The organism is Amycolatopsis sp. BJA-103, from assembly GCF_002849735.1.
Lineage (GTDB): Bacteria > Actinomycetota > Actinomycetes > Mycobacteriales > Pseudonocardiaceae > Amycolatopsis.
Genome location: NZ_CP017780.1, coordinates 8,639,014 through 8,655,361 on the forward strand (window position 1 = coordinate 8,639,014; position 16,348 = coordinate 8,655,361).

At 69.2% G+C, this 16,348-nt stretch carries 14 protein-coding genes; 4 read left to right on the forward strand and 10 right to left on the reverse strand.

The window, feature by feature from the left end; all coding sequences use genetic code 11:
• Positions 1-41 precede the first annotated feature (41 nt).
• The 6 genes from BKN51_RS39110 to BKN51_RS39135 form a co-directional block, all read right to left on the reverse strand.
• Positions 42-1,226 (reverse strand): amidohydrolase family protein, encoded by a 1,185-nt coding sequence (locus BKN51_RS39110; RefSeq protein WP_101612340.1) that lies wholly within the window; start codon positions 1,224-1,226, stop codon positions 42-44.
• Complete coding sequence (locus BKN51_RS39115; RefSeq protein ID WP_101612341.1) at positions 1,223-2,356, reverse strand: MAB_1171c family putative transporter; 1,134 nt, start codon at positions 2,354-2,356, stop codon at positions 1,223-1,225. The genes BKN51_RS39110 and BKN51_RS39115 overlap by 4 nt, the downstream gene beginning before the upstream one ends.
• Entirely contained in the window at positions 2,353-2,874 is a 522-nt protein-coding gene (locus BKN51_RS39120) for a hypothetical protein (protein ID WP_101612342.1), read from the reverse strand. The genes BKN51_RS39115 and BKN51_RS39120 overlap by 4 nt, the downstream gene beginning before the upstream one ends.
• On the reverse strand, positions 2,871-3,263 hold the full coding sequence (locus tag BKN51_RS39125) for a helix-turn-helix domain-containing protein (protein ID WP_101612343.1): 393 nt from the start codon (positions 3,261-3,263) through the stop codon (positions 2,871-2,873). The genes BKN51_RS39120 and BKN51_RS39125 overlap by 4 nt, the downstream gene beginning before the upstream one ends.
• A 382-nt stretch (positions 3,264-3,645) precedes the next feature.
• Positions 3,646-4,098, reverse strand: coding sequence for a flavodoxin family protein (locus tag BKN51_RS39130; RefSeq protein ID WP_101612344.1), 453 nt, complete (start codon positions 4,096-4,098; stop codon positions 3,646-3,648).
• A gap of 5 nt (positions 4,099-4,103) precedes the next feature.
• Entirely contained in the window at positions 4,104-5,747 is a 1,644-nt protein-coding gene (locus BKN51_RS39135; protein ID WP_101612345.1) for a phospho-sugar mutase, read from the reverse strand.
• Between the two features lie 29 nt (positions 5,748-5,776).
• On the opposite strand from BKN51_RS39135, the gene BKN51_RS39140 reads away from it, so the two are divergent.
• Complete coding sequence (locus BKN51_RS39140; RefSeq protein WP_101612346.1) at positions 5,777-6,934, forward strand: glycosyltransferase; 1,158 nt, start codon at positions 5,777-5,779, stop codon at positions 6,932-6,934.
• Positions 6,935-7,004: 70 nt separating this feature from the next.
• On the opposite strand, the gene BKN51_RS39145 is transcribed toward BKN51_RS39140, so the two are convergent.
• The 3 genes from BKN51_RS39145 to BKN51_RS39155 are packed head-to-tail and all read right to left on the reverse strand — an operon-like array spanning position 7,005 to position 9,186.
• Positions 7,005-7,790 carry a purine-nucleoside phosphorylase gene (locus BKN51_RS39145; RefSeq protein ID WP_101612347.1) on the reverse strand — a complete coding sequence of 262 codons (786 nt, stop codon included), beginning with the start codon at positions 7,788-7,790 and terminating at the stop codon, positions 7,005-7,007.
• Positions 7,787-8,215, reverse strand: a complete 429-nt coding sequence (locus BKN51_RS39150; RefSeq protein ID WP_101612348.1) for an ABA4-like family protein — start codon at positions 8,213-8,215, stop codon at positions 7,787-7,789. Before BKN51_RS39150 ends, BKN51_RS39145 begins: the two co-directional genes overlap by 4 nt.
• Complete coding sequence (locus tag BKN51_RS39155; RefSeq protein ID WP_101612349.1) at positions 8,212-9,186, reverse strand: hypothetical protein; 975 nt, start codon at positions 9,184-9,186, stop codon at positions 8,212-8,214. Before BKN51_RS39155 ends, BKN51_RS39150 begins: the two co-directional genes overlap by 4 nt.
• A gap of 120 nt (positions 9,187-9,306) precedes the next feature.
• Here BKN51_RS39155 and BKN51_RS39160 point away from each other — a divergent pair, with 120 nt between their 5' ends.
• On the forward strand, positions 9,307-9,948 hold the full coding sequence (locus tag BKN51_RS39160) for a MerR family transcriptional regulator (RefSeq protein WP_101612350.1): 642 nt from the start codon (positions 9,307-9,309) through the stop codon (positions 9,946-9,948).
• Here BKN51_RS39160 and BKN51_RS39165 read toward each other — a convergent pair.
• Entirely contained in the window at positions 9,928-11,700 is a 1,773-nt protein-coding gene (locus BKN51_RS39165; protein WP_101612351.1) for a serine/threonine-protein kinase, read from the reverse strand. The two genes, BKN51_RS39160 and BKN51_RS39165, sit on opposite strands and share 21 nt — an antisense overlap.
• A gap of 606 nt (positions 11,701-12,306) precedes the next feature.
• Here BKN51_RS39165 and BKN51_RS39170 point away from each other — a divergent pair.
• Positions 12,307-14,178, forward strand: a complete 1,872-nt coding sequence (locus tag BKN51_RS39170; protein ID WP_101612352.1) for a methylmalonyl-CoA mutase family protein — start codon at positions 12,307-12,309, stop codon at positions 14,176-14,178.
• Positions 14,178-16,346 (forward strand): methylmalonyl-CoA mutase, encoded by a 2,169-nt coding sequence (gene scpA, locus BKN51_RS39175; RefSeq protein WP_101612353.1) that lies wholly within the window; start codon positions 14,178-14,180, stop codon positions 16,344-16,346. The genes BKN51_RS39170 and scpA overlap by 1 nt, the downstream gene beginning before the upstream one ends.
• Positions 16,347-16,348 lie beyond the last annotated feature (2 nt).

Below are 16,348 nucleotides of genomic sequence, written 5' to 3' on the forward strand. Positions count from 1 at the left end.
TTAAAACGCTGTCACCAAATTTGCCGTCCCACTTTCGGGAGTCAGACCCTGGCGCCGCGCGAAAGGACCAGGCGGAGGTTCCGGAGGGCGGAAAGATCGGCGAGCGGGTCGCCGTCGACCACCAGGACGTCGGCGCTCAGGCCGGGGGCGAGACGTCCGGTGACGTCGCCGAGGCCGAGTCCGGTGGCGCTGTCCTCGGTGGCGATCTCGAGGATCCGGCGACGGCCGAAGCCCAGCCATTCGTAGAGTTCGAGGGCGCCGACCGGATCGTCGAAAACGGAACCGGGCAACCCGGCGTCGGTCCCCGACAGGAGCGGCACGCCGAGTTCCTCCAGCCAGGAAAGCCTGCCGTAGACGGTCTTCGCGAGCTCCTCGCCCATGCGCTCGGCCATCATCCGCCAGTTGCGGCTGCTGGTCGAGCAGGCCGCGATGCCCTCGTCGGCCATCCGTTTGGCGACGCCGTCGCGCCGGTCCTGCCGCTGCGGGCCGGTCATCCAGGTGCAGTGCTCGATCGTGCGGACGCCCGCCTCGACCGACGCCTCGATCGCGTCGGCGCCGTGGGCGTGCGCCGCGACCGGCAGCCCGTGGCTCGCCGCGTGCTCGACGATCAGGTGGAGTTCCCGGACGCCGAACTGGGATTCCCACATGTCCGCGCCGCCCTCGGTGATCTGGCCGCCGCTGGCCATCACCTTGACGACGTCCGCCCCGGCGGCCGCGTTGGCGTCGACCATGGCCCGGATGGCGCCGTCGTCGGCGACCTCTCCGCCGAAGAAGTGGCAATGTCCATTAGGGACTGTCAGTGGTGCGCCCGCGGTCAGCAACCGCGGCGCGGCAACGCCTTCGGCTGCCAGCTCAGCCCGGACTCGCGCGCCCAGAGCGTCACGATCGCCGAGATCCCGTACCGTCGTGACGCCGCTGCGCAGCAGTTGTCCCAGGCGGTCCTTGGCGCCGGCGCGGAGAGCGGTGTCGTCGCTCGCCAGGAAGTTCGGCAGCATCTCGCGGGTGGCGTCGAACGCCAGATGCACATGCGCGTTGAACAGGCCGGGCATCAGCGTGGCACCGGGGAAGTCGAGCCTTTCGGCGTCCGGCGACGCCTGTGCCTCGACCTCGGCGCGGGGGCCTGCCGCGACGATCCGGTCGCCCTCGACGAGCACGGCGCCGTCCTCGACGGGTGTGCTCGGACGCGGCAGGATCCGTTCCGCGGTAAGGAGAAGCTGCAAGGTCATGCCTCGTTCCGGGATACCGCGGCCGAGAGCGCGAGCAACGGCCGCACGTCGGATTCGATGTCGGCGCCGCCGCCGGGCAGCACGAGTTTCGCGCGCCCGTCGTTCTCCTCGCCCGCGGCCTGCCGGGCGATCGCCGTCTTCAGCGCCTCCGCCGCCGCCCGCGGATCGTCGACGGCGAGCGCGGTGAGATCGGTTTCCAGATAGGGGCTCAGCTGCACGAGCCCGTCCCGGATCTCGATCACGCGGCGGTAGTAGTGGCGGTGGACCGTGCGCGGGCGCCACCGCTCCCACGGTCCCTGCGGCGTGGTCCGGAGCACGATGTTCGGGTAGATCTCGGCCAACACGGTCCACAACGGCGTCAGCCGCTCGTGGTGGAGCCGGTGCTGGCGACGACGTCGCAGCGCGGCGAACCGCGCGCGTACGCCCGGATAGGTGATCCCCGCGAGGAAGAGCACGATCCCGAGAAGCACCAGGGGGACGGCGACGGTGAGCAGGAGCGGGATCGACGGCCCGAACGCCCAGGCGATCACGATGTAGAGCGCGCGGAAGACACTGCCCACCGAAAGGCAGAGCAGTCCGGCGGCGCTGAGTTTCAAGCCCGTCCTCAGATGGCGGTCCGCGGTGCGGATGTACCGCAGGATCCACCAGGCGCAGGCGGACAGGCCGTAGATCAGGTAGAGCCCGGCTCCCAGGTAGAACAGCGCCACCCCGGGCTCGTGCACGAGTTTCGGGCTCAGCGCGAGCCCGCGTGCCTGCGGCGGGGTGACGGCCATGGCGACCAGCATCAGCGCGATCGCGCCGGTCAGCGGGATCAGCTCGAAGAGGACCCGGCGCGGTCTGCGCGGGCCCAGCGCGGAGCCGAGGAAGACGATCAGCAGCGCGCAGACCCCGATGGCGAGCAGGACGTTGTTGACGAGACGGCCGGTGCCTTTGCCCGTCAGCCCGTCGAGCCAGCCGGAGATGAGCTTCTGCTGGGCGAGGAAGGAACCGGCGACGCAGACGATCGTGATGGTGATCGCCCAGTTCGGCAGGACCCTCGGCGCCCGGTACGTCTGGTAGATCCGCCAGGCGAGCGCCGTCGCGAACAGCACCATCGCCACGACGTTGAGAGGGGAGAACAGCGAGTTCACATCCACCCTTGATGGTCGCCCAGCGCGCCTTGGACACGGCGGACGTCATCGTCGTCGGCGCGACGGGGAATCGTGTAGTTCAAGACCGACGCCCATTCGAGGATGATGGTCGCCACGGTCTCGGCTTCCCATTCGTGCGCCTCATCGTAGGAGGTGCGGCGTAAAGCGCGGTGGACGGCGTCGCCGTCGAGCCCGGGCGCGGGGCCGCGCAGGAAGTCGGCGGGTTCGGCGTCCCCGCCGGGATGGTGATCGGCGAGCATGTGCCCGAGTTCGTGCAGGATGATGTGATCCTGGTGGGACTTCGTGGTCTCCTGCTGGAAGAAGATGTAATCCGCCGACCCGGTGGCGATCCAGCAGCCGAACGGGCCGGGGACCTCCAGCGGATACGGCATCAGCCGGATGGGCCTGCCGCGCTGCTCGCCCAGCCGCTCGCAGAGCACGCCGACGTCGAGCGGTGGTTCGATGTCGAGCTTGTTCAGCATCTTGCGGCAGCGTTTGCGGAGCTCGCGTTCCTTCATCGGCTTTCGCCCGGCTGATCGCGCTCGGCCCGTTCGTACCGTTCGACGAGTTCGAGCAGATCCATGACCTGGCGGCGGCCCTGCGGGGAGAGCTCCTGCGCCCGCATGGCCATGAGCTTCGCCTCGCCGACGGGCTGCGCTTCCTGCTCTTCGAAGAAGTAGGTGATCGGGACCCCGAAAAGCCGCGCCAGTGCCTCGACGTAGTGGATCTTCGGATTGATCCGTTTGCCGGTCGCGAGCTGCTGGAGGTACGCGGGCGACATGGCGGGCCCGCCGGCGCGATCGATCGCCGCCGACAGCTCGCGATAGCTGTGCGGGGCGCCTTCGTCCGCGCGCACGGAGTCGATCAGCGCGCTCAGTTTTTGGGCGAAGGTCTGGTGCGGCGACATGACCCCCCGTTCGTTCATCGTCCCGTTGCGTAGTGGGAGTGTAACGCGATTCGGCCTGTCCGCAGCTGTTGACAGCGTATGTATGCAGTGGTTTACAGTTGTGAGCGGTTTCGTGCCGTGTCCTGGCCTCTCGCTCCGGATTCCGTGCCCTGGGGGTGTACGGACGCCGGAGTGAGAGGCGTTTTCCCAGGCGGGTGCACAAGATCGTGCTCGATGTAGTACGCTTGGGCAGCCAAGGTTGATCGCCATCACGGCGAACCCTTGGCCTAGGCCTGTTGCCGGAGGTCGACCCCCAGGGCTTCCGGTGACAGGCCCCTTTACTTTTCACCCCTCGCATTTAGAGGACACTCTGCACATTTAGAGGACTGAATGCGGCAGAGCGTCAGGCCATGAGCGTGGCCGCGAGAGTGCCGCCCAGTTCGAAACAGGCGGCCAGATCCTTTTTGCCCGGTTCCCCGGTGACGAGAACCGGCGAAGCAGCGCGTTCCCAGCCGAGCCCGGTGGTGATGCTCTCGATTCCGCGCACGGTGCCGGCGGTGTCGTTGTTGCCGTGCACGAAGAACCCGAATGGACGTCCACGCGTAGCGTCCAGGCACGGGTAGTAGACGGTGTCGAAGAAATGCTTCAGCGCGCCGGACATGTAGCCGAGATTCGCCGGGGTGCCGAGCAGGTAGCCGTCCGCGCCGAGGACGTCGGGCACGGTCGCGCCCAGTGCCGGCCGCCGCACGACGTCGACGCCCTCGATGTCCGGATGGTTCGCGCCGGAGAGGACGGCTTCGAACATCGCCTGCGTCGAGGGCGACGGCGTGTGGTGGACGATCAGCAACTGGGCCACGGTCGTCAGGCCAGACGGGACTCGATGTCGGCGCGGAGCGCGGCCAGCCGGGCGTCCGCGGCGGTGCGCGCCTCGGCGAGGTCACCGGTCACCGCCTGCTTCACCTGCAGGTACGCCTTCAGCTTCGGCTCGGTTCCGGAAGGCCTGACGACCACGCGCACGCCATCACCGGTCAGGCGCAGGACGTCGGCGTCGGGCAGGAGGTCCTCCATCGTGACGCCGGTGCCGCCCAGCGACGCCGGGGGATCGGCGCGCAGGCCCGCCATCAGCTTCTCGCGCACCGAAAGATCGGTGACCCGCAACGAAACCTGGTCCGTCACGTGCACTCCGTGCTTCGCGGCCAGTTCGTCGAGGACGTCCAGCGGGCCGCGGCCCGCCGCGCGCAGGGAAGCGGTCAGTCCCGCGGCGAGCACGGCGGCGGAGATGCCGTCCTTGTCGCGGACGAAACCGGGGTTCACGCAGAGGCCGAGCGCCTCTTCGTAGGCGAACACGAGACCGTCACCCGCGCGGACCAGCCATTTGAACCCGGTCAACGTCTCCGCGTAGCGCGCGCCGAACTCCTTCGCCACTTCGCCGAGCATCGACGACGACACGATCGTCGTGGCCACGAGCGGATCCGCGTCGACTGTGTCCACAGTGGACAGAACGTGCCAGCCGAGGAGGACGCCCGTTTCGTCGCCCCGCAGCATTCGCCACGAACCGTCCCGTTCGCGGACACCCAGCGCGCACCGGTCGGCGTCGGGGTCGAGCGCGATCGCCAGGTCGGCGTCCACCTCGGACGCCAGTGCCAGCAGGAGATCCGTCGCGCCCGGTTCCTCCGGGTTCGGGAAGGCGACCGTCGGGAAGTCGGGATCCGGCGTGGCCTGCTCGGCCACCACGTGGAGATCGGTGAAACCGGCGCGGGCGAACGCGGCGCGCAGGGTCTCCGCGCCGACGCCGTGCAACGCCGTCGCGGCGACCTTGACCCCGCGTTCCGGGCCGCGCGGGAGAAGCGCGACCTTGGCGAGGTAGGCGTCCAGGAGTTCGTCGCCCAGCACCTCGGCGCCCGCCTCGCGCGGCACGCTGATCGCCGGGGGAGCGGCTTCGATGGCCTGCTCGATCTGGCCGTCCGACGGCGGGACGATCTGGCCGCCTGTCGCGTCGTAGAGCTTGTAACCGTTGTCGGCGGGGGGATTGTGCGACGCGGTGATCTGGATGCCCGCGACCGCGCCGAGTTCCAGGACGGCGAACGCGAGCACCGGGGTGGGCAGCGGACCGGGCAGCACCTTCACCGCGAAACCCGCGGCCGCCAGCACCTCGGCGGCGGCCTTGGCGAAGGCCTCCGAACCGTGCCGCGCGTCGCGGCCGACCACCACGACTCCGCCGGAATGTCCTTGCGCGGTCAGCCAGGCCGCGACACCGGCCGTCGTGCGGGTCACCACCGCGACGTTCATGCCCTGCGGGCCGGCGCGCACGGGGCCGCGCAGCCCGGCGGTGCCGAACTCGAGCGGGCCGGACATCCGGTCCGCGAGTTCGCCGGCCGCACCGGCCTCGCCGCCCATCGCGCGGGCGAGGATGTTCTGCAGCTCGACACGGGAATCGTCGTCCGGATCGTCGGCGATCCAGCGGAACGCCCGATCCCGCAGTTCCGGGGTCAAGGAAGTCGTCACCGAGTCAGCCTACGGGTACGTTGGAAAGGGTGCGATTGATCTTCACTTCTTTGGTGAGTCATGGTCATCTCTATCCCCTACTACCGCTCGCCGTCGCCGCTCGTGACGCCGGGCACGAAGTCGTGTTCGCCACCGGCGACGACATGCTGACGGTGGTCGAAAAGGCAGGTCTGGCCGTGGAAAGCGCCGGATTCGGGATGCGGGAGGCGTACGAGTCGGTCGTCGGGCCCGACGCTCCCAAACCCAACGCCTCCGATGCCCCGCCCGAATCGTTCCATCCGATCATCGGGGAAGTGTTCGGAAATGTGATGCCCCGGCGGTTCGCCGCCGATCTCACGCCGTTGTTGGAGCGGCACCGGCCGGATCTCGTCGTCTACGAAAGCGGCAACGCCGGGGGCGCCATCGCCGCCCGCCTCGCCGGCATCCCCGCGATCGGACACGGTTTCGGCCGGTTCTCGCCGGATGACGTCATGGACGTCATTTTCGGCCGCCTCGCGGAATTCGCCGCGGAGGTCGGCTTCGAAGGCGTGAACCTGCCGTCCTTCGGCGATCCCGTCATCGACATCTGCCCGGAATCGGTGCAATCACCCGATTTCCTGGCCGGGGCGAACAGGATCCCGCTGCGTCCCGTCGGCTGGGCCGAGCCGGGAGACCTCCCGGCGGGCGTGGCGGGCCGGGACAAGAGCCGCCCGCTGATCTACCTCACCCTCGGCACCGCGTTCGGGGACGAAGTCGTGTTCAAGCGGGCCATCGCCGGCCTGGCGCGGATCGAGGCGGACGTCATCGTCGCGGCGGGTCCGGCGGTGGATCCGGTGCTGCTGGGCGAAGTCCCCGGCAACGTCCGGGTCGAGGCCTGGGTGCCGCAGGTCGATCTGCTGCCGCACGTCGACCTCGTGGTCCACCACGGTGGCAGCGGGACGACGCTCGGTGCCTTCGGTGCGGGGCTGCCGCAGCTGGTGCTGCCGCAGGGGGCGGATCAGTTCACGAACGCCCAAGCCGTCGTCGCGGCGGGGGTGGGCACGCAGCTGATCGGTGCCGAAATCGTCGAGGACGTCATCCACGAGCAGGCACGGAAACTGCTCACCGACGAGGCTGTTCTCGGGGCCGCGCGGGCACTCGCCGCCGAGGTCGCCGCGATGCCGTCACCGGCGGAGGTCGCCCAGCGGCTTCCCGAATTCGCGGGCTGACGTTCTCCAGATGTCAGGAAAGGGGCTTTCAGGACGTTTCTTGTCCTGAAAGCCCCTTTCCTGACACTTCTCAGGCGCGGGCGACGAGCTCCCTGAGCAGGGTGCCCATCCGCGTCGCCGACTGACGGCCCGCTTCGAGGACCTCTTCGTGGTTCAGCGGTTCCCCGGTCATCCCGGCCGCCAGGTTGGTCACCAGCGAAAGCCCGAACACCTCGACCCCGGCGGCGCGGGCGGCGATGGCCTCCAGCACCGTCGACATGCCGACGAGGTCGGCGCCGAGCGTCCGCAGCATGTGGATCTCGGCCGGGGTCTCGAAATGCGGCCCGGTGAGCCCCGCGTAGACGCCCTCTTCCAGCGAAGAATCGATCGTCCGCGCGATGTCGCGCAGCCGCTTCGAGTAGAGATCCGTCAGGTCGACGAAGTTCGCGCCGACGATCGGCGAACGCGCGGTCAGGTTCAGGTGGTCGGAGATCAGCACCGGCTGCCCGACGCGGAATCCCTCGCGCAGGCCACCGGCCGCGTTGGTCAGCAGGACGGTCTGGGCGCCCGCGGCGGCGGCGGTGCGCACGTTGTGCACGACCGGGTCGATGCCCTTGCCCTCGTAGAAATGCGTGCGGCCCAGCATGATCAGCGCGCGCTTCTCGCCGACGCGGACCGACCGGACGGTTCCCCCGTGCCCGACCGCGCCCGGCGCGACGAATCCGGGCAGTTCGCCCAGCGGGATCTCCGCCTCGGGCTCCCCGATGACGTCCGCCGCCGGGCGCCAGCCCGAACCGAGCACGACGGCGATGTCGTGCTTCTCGACGCCGGTGCGTTCGGCGATGGCGGCGGCCGCCGCGACCTCGTTCTCACTCATGCCGACGAGCGTATCCGGACGGTTCGCACGAGCAGGAACGCCACCAGCCCGAACGGGGACAGGAAGATCGTGAGCGCCAGGATCGGGCCCGTCACCAGTGGGTGGATGCGGTGTTCGCGCGATTCGAGGTACATCCACCGCGCGATGAACAGGTCGAAGGCGATCAGATGGGCCCAGATCGTGGCCGCCCCGTACGGCGAACCGGTGAACGCGCTGAGGACGTCCAGATCCGGCTTGCTCACCGCCGTCCAGAGTTCGCCGAGATGCGGGATGGCGAGCGCGAAGTACGGGAGCAGCGGCACGAGCGGCACCCACGGCGAGGCCATGATCCGGCGGGTCCACGACCAGCCAGGCAGGAAGATCATCAGCAGCCAGAACGGCGTCGCCAGCGGAAAGGTCCAGGTGAACAAGGTCTCGACGCTCATCGGACGGAGCCCTCCAGCTCCCGGTCCCTCGACGGCCGCCCGATCGCGATTAGCCCGCTAAAGGCGACGCCGGCGACGAGCAGGGCGAAGGCTGCCAGGGTGAGGCCGTCCGGGGCGACGATCGACTGGCCGCGGAGAGCCTGCCAGGTGAGGAGTGCGAGAAGGCCCGCGTAGCCGACGCCGGCGATCACGACCAGGCGCAGCCGGACGGCGTCGTCGCGAAGCCGCGGGTAACGCGCGGCCAGGACACCGAGGGCGAGCGCGAGCAGCGGAAGCACTTGAAGGCCGTGCAGTCCGAGGAAGTGCGGGATCCGCAGGTCGCCGCCGACCGTGCTCCAGCCGAGGATCGGCAGGCCGGGGCCGCCGTCGGGGAGCCCGACGGTGTGCGCGCCGATCATCGCGGACTGGCCGGTCGCGTCGAGAGTGGCCAGCTGGTCCGGGGTGGGGCTGCTCATCAGCGTCGCCAGCGAGATCCCGATCATGCCGAGGACGGCGCCGATCCTGGCCGCCCACGTCGTCGCGCGGTCAGGGAGCCGGGTGAACATGACGCCGATCGTCAGGACGAGGTTGACCACCCACAGCATGGCGATCATCCCGCCCATGACCTGGAAGATCGTGTTGTCCAGCGGGGTTTCGTTGTTGAAGTGGCTCGCCCGGACGCGGGCGGCCTGGAACACCAGCAGCACGTACTCGGCCGCGAAGATCACGACGAGCGCGTTCGCCAGCCAGTTCGCGGTCCGCCGGAACTTCGGCAGCAGGGAGACGAGCCAGCTCCAGGTGAAGAAGTACAGCGCGCCGGAGACGGCGAATTTGAACGGTTTGGCCCAGAGCGGCGCGCCGCCCAGCGTCCGCTGGTCGATCAGCATGGCCAGCACGCACAGCACGGTGACCACGGCCAAGGCCTGGGCCAGCCGGTACGAACCCCGGTGCCAGGTGCGGGTTCTCTCACGGAGATCGGTCAAGATGGTCATGGGTCCCTCCCGGGATGGATAGTCAAGCTCTCCGTTATGGGAAGCTAAGCTATCCATCCTGAGAAGTCTTCAGGGATGACCCTGGAACCGTCCCCGAGATCGGAGTGACAACGCGTGCGGATGGCGGAGCTGAGCGAAAAAGCCGGGGTCCCGGTCGCCACGATCAAGTACTACCTGCGGGAGGGGCTGGTCCCGCCGGGCGAGCGGACGAGCCCCAATCAGGCCAAGTACGACGACGGGCACGTTCAGCGGATCAAGCTGATCAGGGCACTGATGGACGTCGGAGGCCTTTCGCTCGCGACGGTCGGCGAGGTGCTGGCAGCGGTCGACGAAGGGAAGGCCAGTCCCCATCGCATCCTCGGCTTGGCCCAGGAAGGCATCACGAGCTCCCGCCAGGTCGTCGACGGCGAAAGCCGGGAATGGGCGCTCGCCACGGTCCGGGACCTCGCCGAGCGCCGGAACTGGCCGTGCAAGGACTACGACGACCTGATCATCCAGGCCCTCGTCGGCGTCCTGTGCGCGATCCGGGACGTCGGGCACGGCTGGTACCTCGAGAAACTCGACGACTACGCCGAGATCGCCGACCGGACCGCCGACCTGGACCTCGAAGGCATCGCCGGGGTCGAGTCACTGGAGCGGATCATCGAGATCGCCGTCGTGGAGACCGTTCTCGGCGACAGGCTGCTTTCGGTGTTGCGGAGGCTGGCGCAGCAGCGTGCTTCGAAGGAGCACTTCGCGCGGCTAGCCGTCGACGACGAGTGACCGCGCGATGGGCTCGAAGACCGCGGTCTTCGCGGTCGTCTCCTGCTCGATCGGCGAGGTCACCGAGAGGATCCACAGGTCCGCGCCCCCGCTGAACAGGTCCATGAACGTCGTGCGCCTGATCGTCTCGTTCGTGGCGTCCCTGGTCTCGGTGGAGCGCTCGGTCGTCCGGTAGGTGTACCGCATGCTGTTGTCGCCCCGGCCGGGCACGACGTCGGGCTCGCCGATGGGGTCGATGTCCGGATGCTGGCTCTTCAGCCAGCTGAAATAGGCGGGCGGCGGGCTGTCGGACAGGAAACCGCTCAGCCGCTCGACCCGGACGACCTGGCGGCCGTCGGGCGAGACGTACTGGACCACCGTGCTCGGCACACCCCTGGTGACGTGCGGCGCGACGAACTTCTGCCAGCCTTCCGGGACGCCGATGCTGAACCGGCCGCCCTTGATGCCGTTCACCGTGCTGGCGTCACCCTGCTGAGTGATCAGTTTCGGCGGCGGCTGAGTGACGATCGTGTCGCCCTCCTGCATACCCTCCGGCGGCCGCAGATCCTGCCCGCCGACGGTCCTGGCCAGCACGAACCCGCCTCCCGCGGCCAGCAGGAAGATGACGATCGACGCGAGCGCCAGCAGCACGTTGGCCGCCGGGGACCGTCCCGGCGGGCGAGGCGGCAGCGGGACGACCGTCGGCATCGGCGCGAGTTCGGCCGGAGGTTCCGGAGCCGCGGCCGGCTGGTTCAGGAACGGCAACGGGCCCGGGTCGGCGGCGAGTTCGGAACTCGTGCCCTCACTGGGCTTGTCGGGAACGACCGGCTTGATCACCTGGGTGTCGGTCGCGTCCAGGTGCGCGGTGGTCTTCTTGCCGTCGGGCGTGTGGAACAGCTCGGCGGGGAAGAGATCGATCAGCGTCTTGGCCTGCAGCGGGTACAGGCGGCGCCGCACCTCGCGCAGGGCGATCCGCTTCGACGGCTCCTTCTTCATGAGCGCGCCGATGACGTCGGACAGCGGGCCGGGTCCGGGCTTCGGCACCTTCCCGTTGACGACCTTGCCGACAGTTTCGAGCGGGTCGCCGTCGGCGTCGTAGGGCGGTGAGCCCTCGACGGCCGCGAACAGCGTCGCGCCGAGACCCCACAGGTCGGCGGCGGGGACGACCGCGCCGCCGGAGGCGACTTCGGGCGCGATGTAGGCGGGGGAGCCCAGCATCATCCCGGTGCGGGTCATGGTGGCTTCGGAGACGTTGCGCGCGATGCCGAAGTCGGTGAGCTTGATGCGGCCGTCGCCCGCGACCAGCACGTTCCCCGGTTTGACATCACGGTGGGTGATCCCGGCGGCGTGCGCGGCTTCGAGCGCGGACGCCACCGCGATGCCGACCGCCGCGGCCTGCTCGACCGTCAGCGGCCCGTGGTCGCGCAGGATGTGCGCGAGGCTGCGCGACGGCAGCAGCTCCATGACCACGAAAGGCTCGTCGTTCTCGCGCGCGACGTCGTGCAGGATGATCACGTTCGGGTGACTCAGGACGGCGATCGCGCGGGCTTCGCGCAGGGTCCGTTCGCGCAGTTCGTCGGCCTGCGCCGTCGGGACGCCGGGCGGGAGGCGGACCTCTTTGACCGCGACCGGGCGGTGCAGGAACTCGTCGTAGGCCGACCAGACCGTGCCCATCGACCCCGATCCGATGACCGAGCGCAACCGATATCGCCCGGCGACGACACGCTTCTCGTCGGCGGGGCTCTCGCTGGACTCGGGGGTGTCGGACGGCACGGCCCCAATTGTGTCGTATGCCCCCGTGGCGGGCCTATGCACCGTGCCCTGGCGGAGTGAACGGACCTCTCGTGAGTCTCGCCAAAGTCGGCTATCCGCACGTGTCAGGTTTCGAGGGTTTCCAGCGGGCTGGGCTGCAGGATGAGTTTTGATGTCCGATTCGAGCGCTTTGCGCGGTTTCGTGCGGGGGTCGCGAGTGATAAGGAGCGTTAGAACGACACTTACCGTTCACGACCTCCCCGCGAACCGCCCAAATCGGGCAAAGATGCGCCTGGAGTGTCCTCTGTGGACATTCGAGGAGCGTGTCAGGCCACGGGTGACGAGCCCGCTCCGTCACCCCTGTGACCAGCGGATAGCCGACTTTGCCGGAACCCTGGCGTCTAGCGCAGTGAAGGGGGCTTCACGCGCGGCCGCTGTGACTGGTGCGGGTGAGGTGAAAGTGGCGACCGTGGCGATCACGAAGGTAGTGAAGGCCTCCATCGCTACCTTCAAGGTAGGCAAGGCCCCCTTCACGGACTACGTGGTCCTCAAGGCCACTCAAGACCACTCCTCGGCGCGACTAGCGTCACAGGTAGGTCCTGTTAAGGGCCGTTAACATCGTGGGTTATGACGGAAGTGGCCGAGACGGAGTCAGTGCCGACACCCGACGAGCCGGACGCTCCGGACGAGTTGAAGCTGGCCGCCGAGTTCCCGGAAGTGAGCCGTGAGCAGTGGCGCGAGCTCGTCGCCGGAGTGCTGCGCAAGAGCGGCGCGATCGACGACGGGTTCGACGGCCTGCCCGAAAGCAAGCTCGTCACCCGGACGTACGACGGCCTCGAGATCCAGCCGCTCTACACCGCCGATGACACGGTCGAGGGAACCGGTTTCCCCGGTCTTCCGCCGTTCGTGAGAAGCGCCCGGCCCGAGGGTTCCGTGACGACCGGCTGGGACATCCGCGGCCGGTACGCGCGCCGCGACGCCAAGGTCACCAACACCGCGATCCTCGCCGACCTCGAAGGCGGCGTCAGCTCGATTTGGCTGCGCGCGGGCGGCACCGGGGTTCCCGTCGCCGACCTGGCCGACGCGCTGAACGAGGTCTACGTCGACCTCGCGCCCGTCACCCTCGAAGCGGGCGAAGAGTACGAAGCCGCCGCGAACGAGCTGTTCACGCTTTTCGCCGAACGCGAGATCCCGGCGAGCGCGGTCACCGCGACGCTCGGCGCCGACCCGATCGGCCTGACCGCGTGCACCGGTTCGGCGCATCCGCTCGCCCCCGCCGCGGAACTGGCGGCGCGAGTCGCCGTCAGTCACCCGAAGGTGCGGACGATCGTCGCCGACGGCCTGCCGTTCCACGAGGCGGGCGGTTCGGACTCGCAGGAACTCGGCGCGACCATCGCGGCGGGCGTCGCGTACCTGCGGGCGCTGACCGAGGCAGGGCTGGACGTCGACACCGCGGCGGGTCAGCTCGAGTTCCGGCTCGCCGCCACGGCCGACCAGTTCCTCACGATCGCCAAGTTCCGTGCCGCGCGGCGCCTGTGGGCCCGCGTCACCGAGGTCTCGGGCGGCAAGGGAGCGGGGATGCGGCAGCACGCGGTCACCTCGCCCGCGATGTTCACCCAGCGTGACCCGTGGGTGAACATGCTGCGGACCACGCTCGCCTGTTTCGGCGCCGGGGTCGGCGGCGCGGACGCGATCACCGTGCTCCCGTTCGACGCCGCGATCGGCCAGCCGGACGCGTTCTCCGCGCGGATCGCGCGCAACACGCACGCCGTCCTGCTGGAGGAGTCCAAACTCGCCGGGGTCATCGATCCCGCGGGCGGATCCTGGTACGTCGAGAAGCTCACCGAAGACCTGGCCCAGGCCGCGTGGCGCGAGTTCACCGCGATCGAAGCGGCGGGCGGGATCGAGGCCGAGCTGGCGTCCGGCGCGCTCGCCGGACGGCTCGCCGAAACCTGGGAAAAGCGGTCGAAACGGCTCGCGACCCGTCGCGACCCGATCACCGGCGTCAGCGAATTCCCCAATCTGACGGAGAAAGCGGTCGTTCGCGATCCCGTCGAGGACCTGCCGGAGGGCGGCCTGCCCCGGCATCGGTACGCCGAGGCGTTCGAGGCCCTGCGGGACCGGGCGGACGCGCACCCCAGCCGTCCCCGCGTCTTCCTCGCCACGCTCGGCCCGGTCGCGGCGCACACCGGACGGGCGAGTTTCGCGGCGAACCTCTTCCAGGCGGGCGGGATCGAGGCCGTGAACCCGGGCGCCCCCGAAGACGTCGTCGCGGAATTCCGGGCCAGCGGAACGAAGGTCGCTTGTCTCTGCGGAAGCAACACTTCCTACGCGGAAGAGGCGGACAGCGTCGCGAAGGCGTTGAAGGAAGCAGGCGCCACGTCAGTGCTTCTCGCCGGAAAACCCGGCGACCACGCGGACGTCTCGGGCTACCTCTTCACGGGCTGTGACGCCCTCGAAGTCCTGACCGGCACGTTGACCGAGCTCGGAGTGCAGTGATGACCATCCCGAACTTCGCAGGCGTCGACCTCGGCGCCCCGGACCCGGTCGACCGTCCTCAATGGACCGAGGCGCTGCACGCCGCGACCGGCAAAGGCCCCGACGCGCTCGCCTGGGAGACGCCGGAGGGCATCGGCGTCAAACCGGTCTACACCGCCGACGATCTGTCCGGAGTGGACTTCCTTGGCACGTATCCCGGTGTCGCGCCGTACCTTCGCGGCCCGTACCCGACGATGTACGTCAACCAGCCGTGGACCATCCGCCAGTACGCGGGCTTCTCCACCGCCGAGGAGTCGAACGCCTTCTACCGCCGCAACCTCGCCGCCGGGCAGAAGGGCCTTTCGGTCGCCTTCGACCTCGCGACGCACCGCGGTTACGACTCCGATCACCCGCGCGTCGCCGGTGACGTCGGCATGGCGGGCGTCGCGATCGACTCGATCTACGACATGCGCCAGCTCTTCGACGGCATCCCGCTCGACAAGATGAGCGTTTCGATGACGATGAACGGCGCCGTCCTGCCGGTGCTCGCGCTCTACGTCGTCGCGGCCGAGGAACAGGGTGTCACGCCGGACAAGCTGGCCGGGACCATCCAGAACGACATCCTCAAGGAGTTCATGGTCCGCAACACCTACATCTACCCGCCGCAGCCGTCGATGCGGATCATTTCGGACATCTTCTCGTTCACCTCGCAGAACATGCCGAAGTACAACTCGATCTCCATCTCCGGCTATCACATGCAGGAAGCCGGGGCGACCGCCGACCTGGAGCTGGCGTACACGCTCGCGGACGGCGTCGAGTACATCCGCGCGGGTACCGAGGCCGGGCTGGACGTCGACAAGTTCGCACCGCGCCTGTCCTTCTTCTGGGCGATCGGGATGAACTTCTTCATGGAGGTCGCGAAGCTGCGCGCGGCGCGTCTGCTGTGGGCGAAGCTGGTGAAGGGCTTCGAGCCCAAGAGCTCCAAATCGTTGAGCTTGCGGACGCACTCGCAGACCTCGGGCTGGTCGCTGACCGCGCAGGACGTCTACAACAACGTCGTCCGCACCTGTGTCGAGGCGATGGCGGCGACCCAGGGCCACACGCAATCGCTGCACACCAACGCCCTCGACGAGGCCCTCGCGCTGCCGACGGACTTCTCCGCCCGCATCGCGCGGAACACGCAGCTGTTGCTGCAGCAGGAATCCGGCACCACGCGCGTCATCGACCCGTGGGGCGGCAGCGCGTTCGTCGAGAAGCTGACCTACGACCTCGCGCGCAAGGCGTGGGGGCACATCACCGAGGTCGAGCAGGCGGGCGGGATGGCGAAGGCGATCGACGCCGGCATCCCGAAGCTGCGCATCGAAGAGGCCGCCGCGCGGACGCAGGCGCGGATCGACTCCGGCCGCCAGCCGGTGATCGGCGTCAACAAGTACCAGGTCACCGACGACGAGCAGATCGACGTGCTCAAGGTCGACAACGCCGGCGTGCGCACGCAGCAGCTGGAGAAACTGCGGCGACTGCGCGAAGAGCGGGACGAGGACGCGACGCAGGACGCGTTGCGGCGGCTCACGGCGGGCGCGCAGTCCGACGGCAACCTGCTCGCGCTGGCCATCGACGCCGCCAGGGCGAAGGCCACGGTCGGCGAGATCTCCGACTCGCTGGAGAAGATCTGGGGGCGCCACTCCGGCCAGATTCGTACCATCTCCGGTGTGTACCGCGAGGAGGTCGGCAAGGCCGAGAACGTCGAGCAGGCGCGCGAGCTGGTCGAGAAGTTCGCCGAGGAGGAAGGCCGCCGTCCTCGGATCCTGGTCGCGAAGATGGGCCAGGACGGCCACGACCGCGGCCAGAAGGTGATCGCGACGGGCTTCGCCGACATCGGTTTCGACGTCGACGTCGGCCCGCTGTTCTCCACTCCCGGCGAGGTCGCGCGGCAGGCGATCGAGGCGGACGTGCACGTCATCGGCGTTTCGTCGCTGGCCGCCGGGCACCTCTCGCTGGTCCCCGCGCTGCGCGCCGAACTCGCCGACCAGGGCCGCGAGGACATCATCGTCGTGGTCGGCGGCGTCATCCCGCCGCAGGACTACGAGGAGCTGCGCGCGGCGGGCGCGGCGGCGATCTTCGGTCCCGGCACGGTCATCGCCGACGCGGCGATCGACCTGATCGGGCAGCTGACGGCCGTGGAGTCCTGAAC

Coding starts and splice junctions, on each gene's coding strand:
- BKN51_RS39110 (WP_101612340.1), bottom strand. CDS start 1,226: ATGACCTTGCAGCTTCTCCTTACCGCGGAACGGATCCTGCCGCGTCCG.
- BKN51_RS39120 (WP_101612342.1), bottom strand. CDS start 2,874: ATGAAGGAACGCGAGCTCCGCAAACGCTGCCGCAAGATGCTGAACAAG.
- BKN51_RS39125 (WP_101612343.1), bottom strand. CDS start 3,263: ATGTCGCCGCACCAGACCTTCGCCCAAAAACTGAGCGCGCTGATCGAC.
- BKN51_RS39145 (WP_101612347.1), bottom strand. CDS start 7,790: ATGAGTGAGAACGAGGTCGCGGCGGCCGCCGCCATCGCCGAACGCACC.
- BKN51_RS39150 (WP_101612348.1), bottom strand. CDS start 8,215: ATGAGCGTCGAGACCTTGTTCACCTGGACCTTTCCGCTGGCGACGCCG.
- BKN51_RS39155 (WP_101612349.1), bottom strand. CDS start 9,186: ATGACCATCTTGACCGATCTCCGTGAGAGAACCCGCACCTGGCACCGG.
- BKN51_RS39160 (WP_101612350.1), top strand. CDS start 9,307: ATGGCGGAGCTGAGCGAAAAAGCCGGGGTCCCGGTCGCCACGATCAAG.
- BKN51_RS39170 (WP_101612352.1), top strand. CDS start 12,307: ATGACGGAAGTGGCCGAGACGGAGTCAGTGCCGACACCCGACGAGCCG.
- scpA (WP_101612353.1), top strand. CDS start 14,178: ATGACCATCCCGAACTTCGCAGGCGTCGACCTCGGCGCCCCGGACCCG.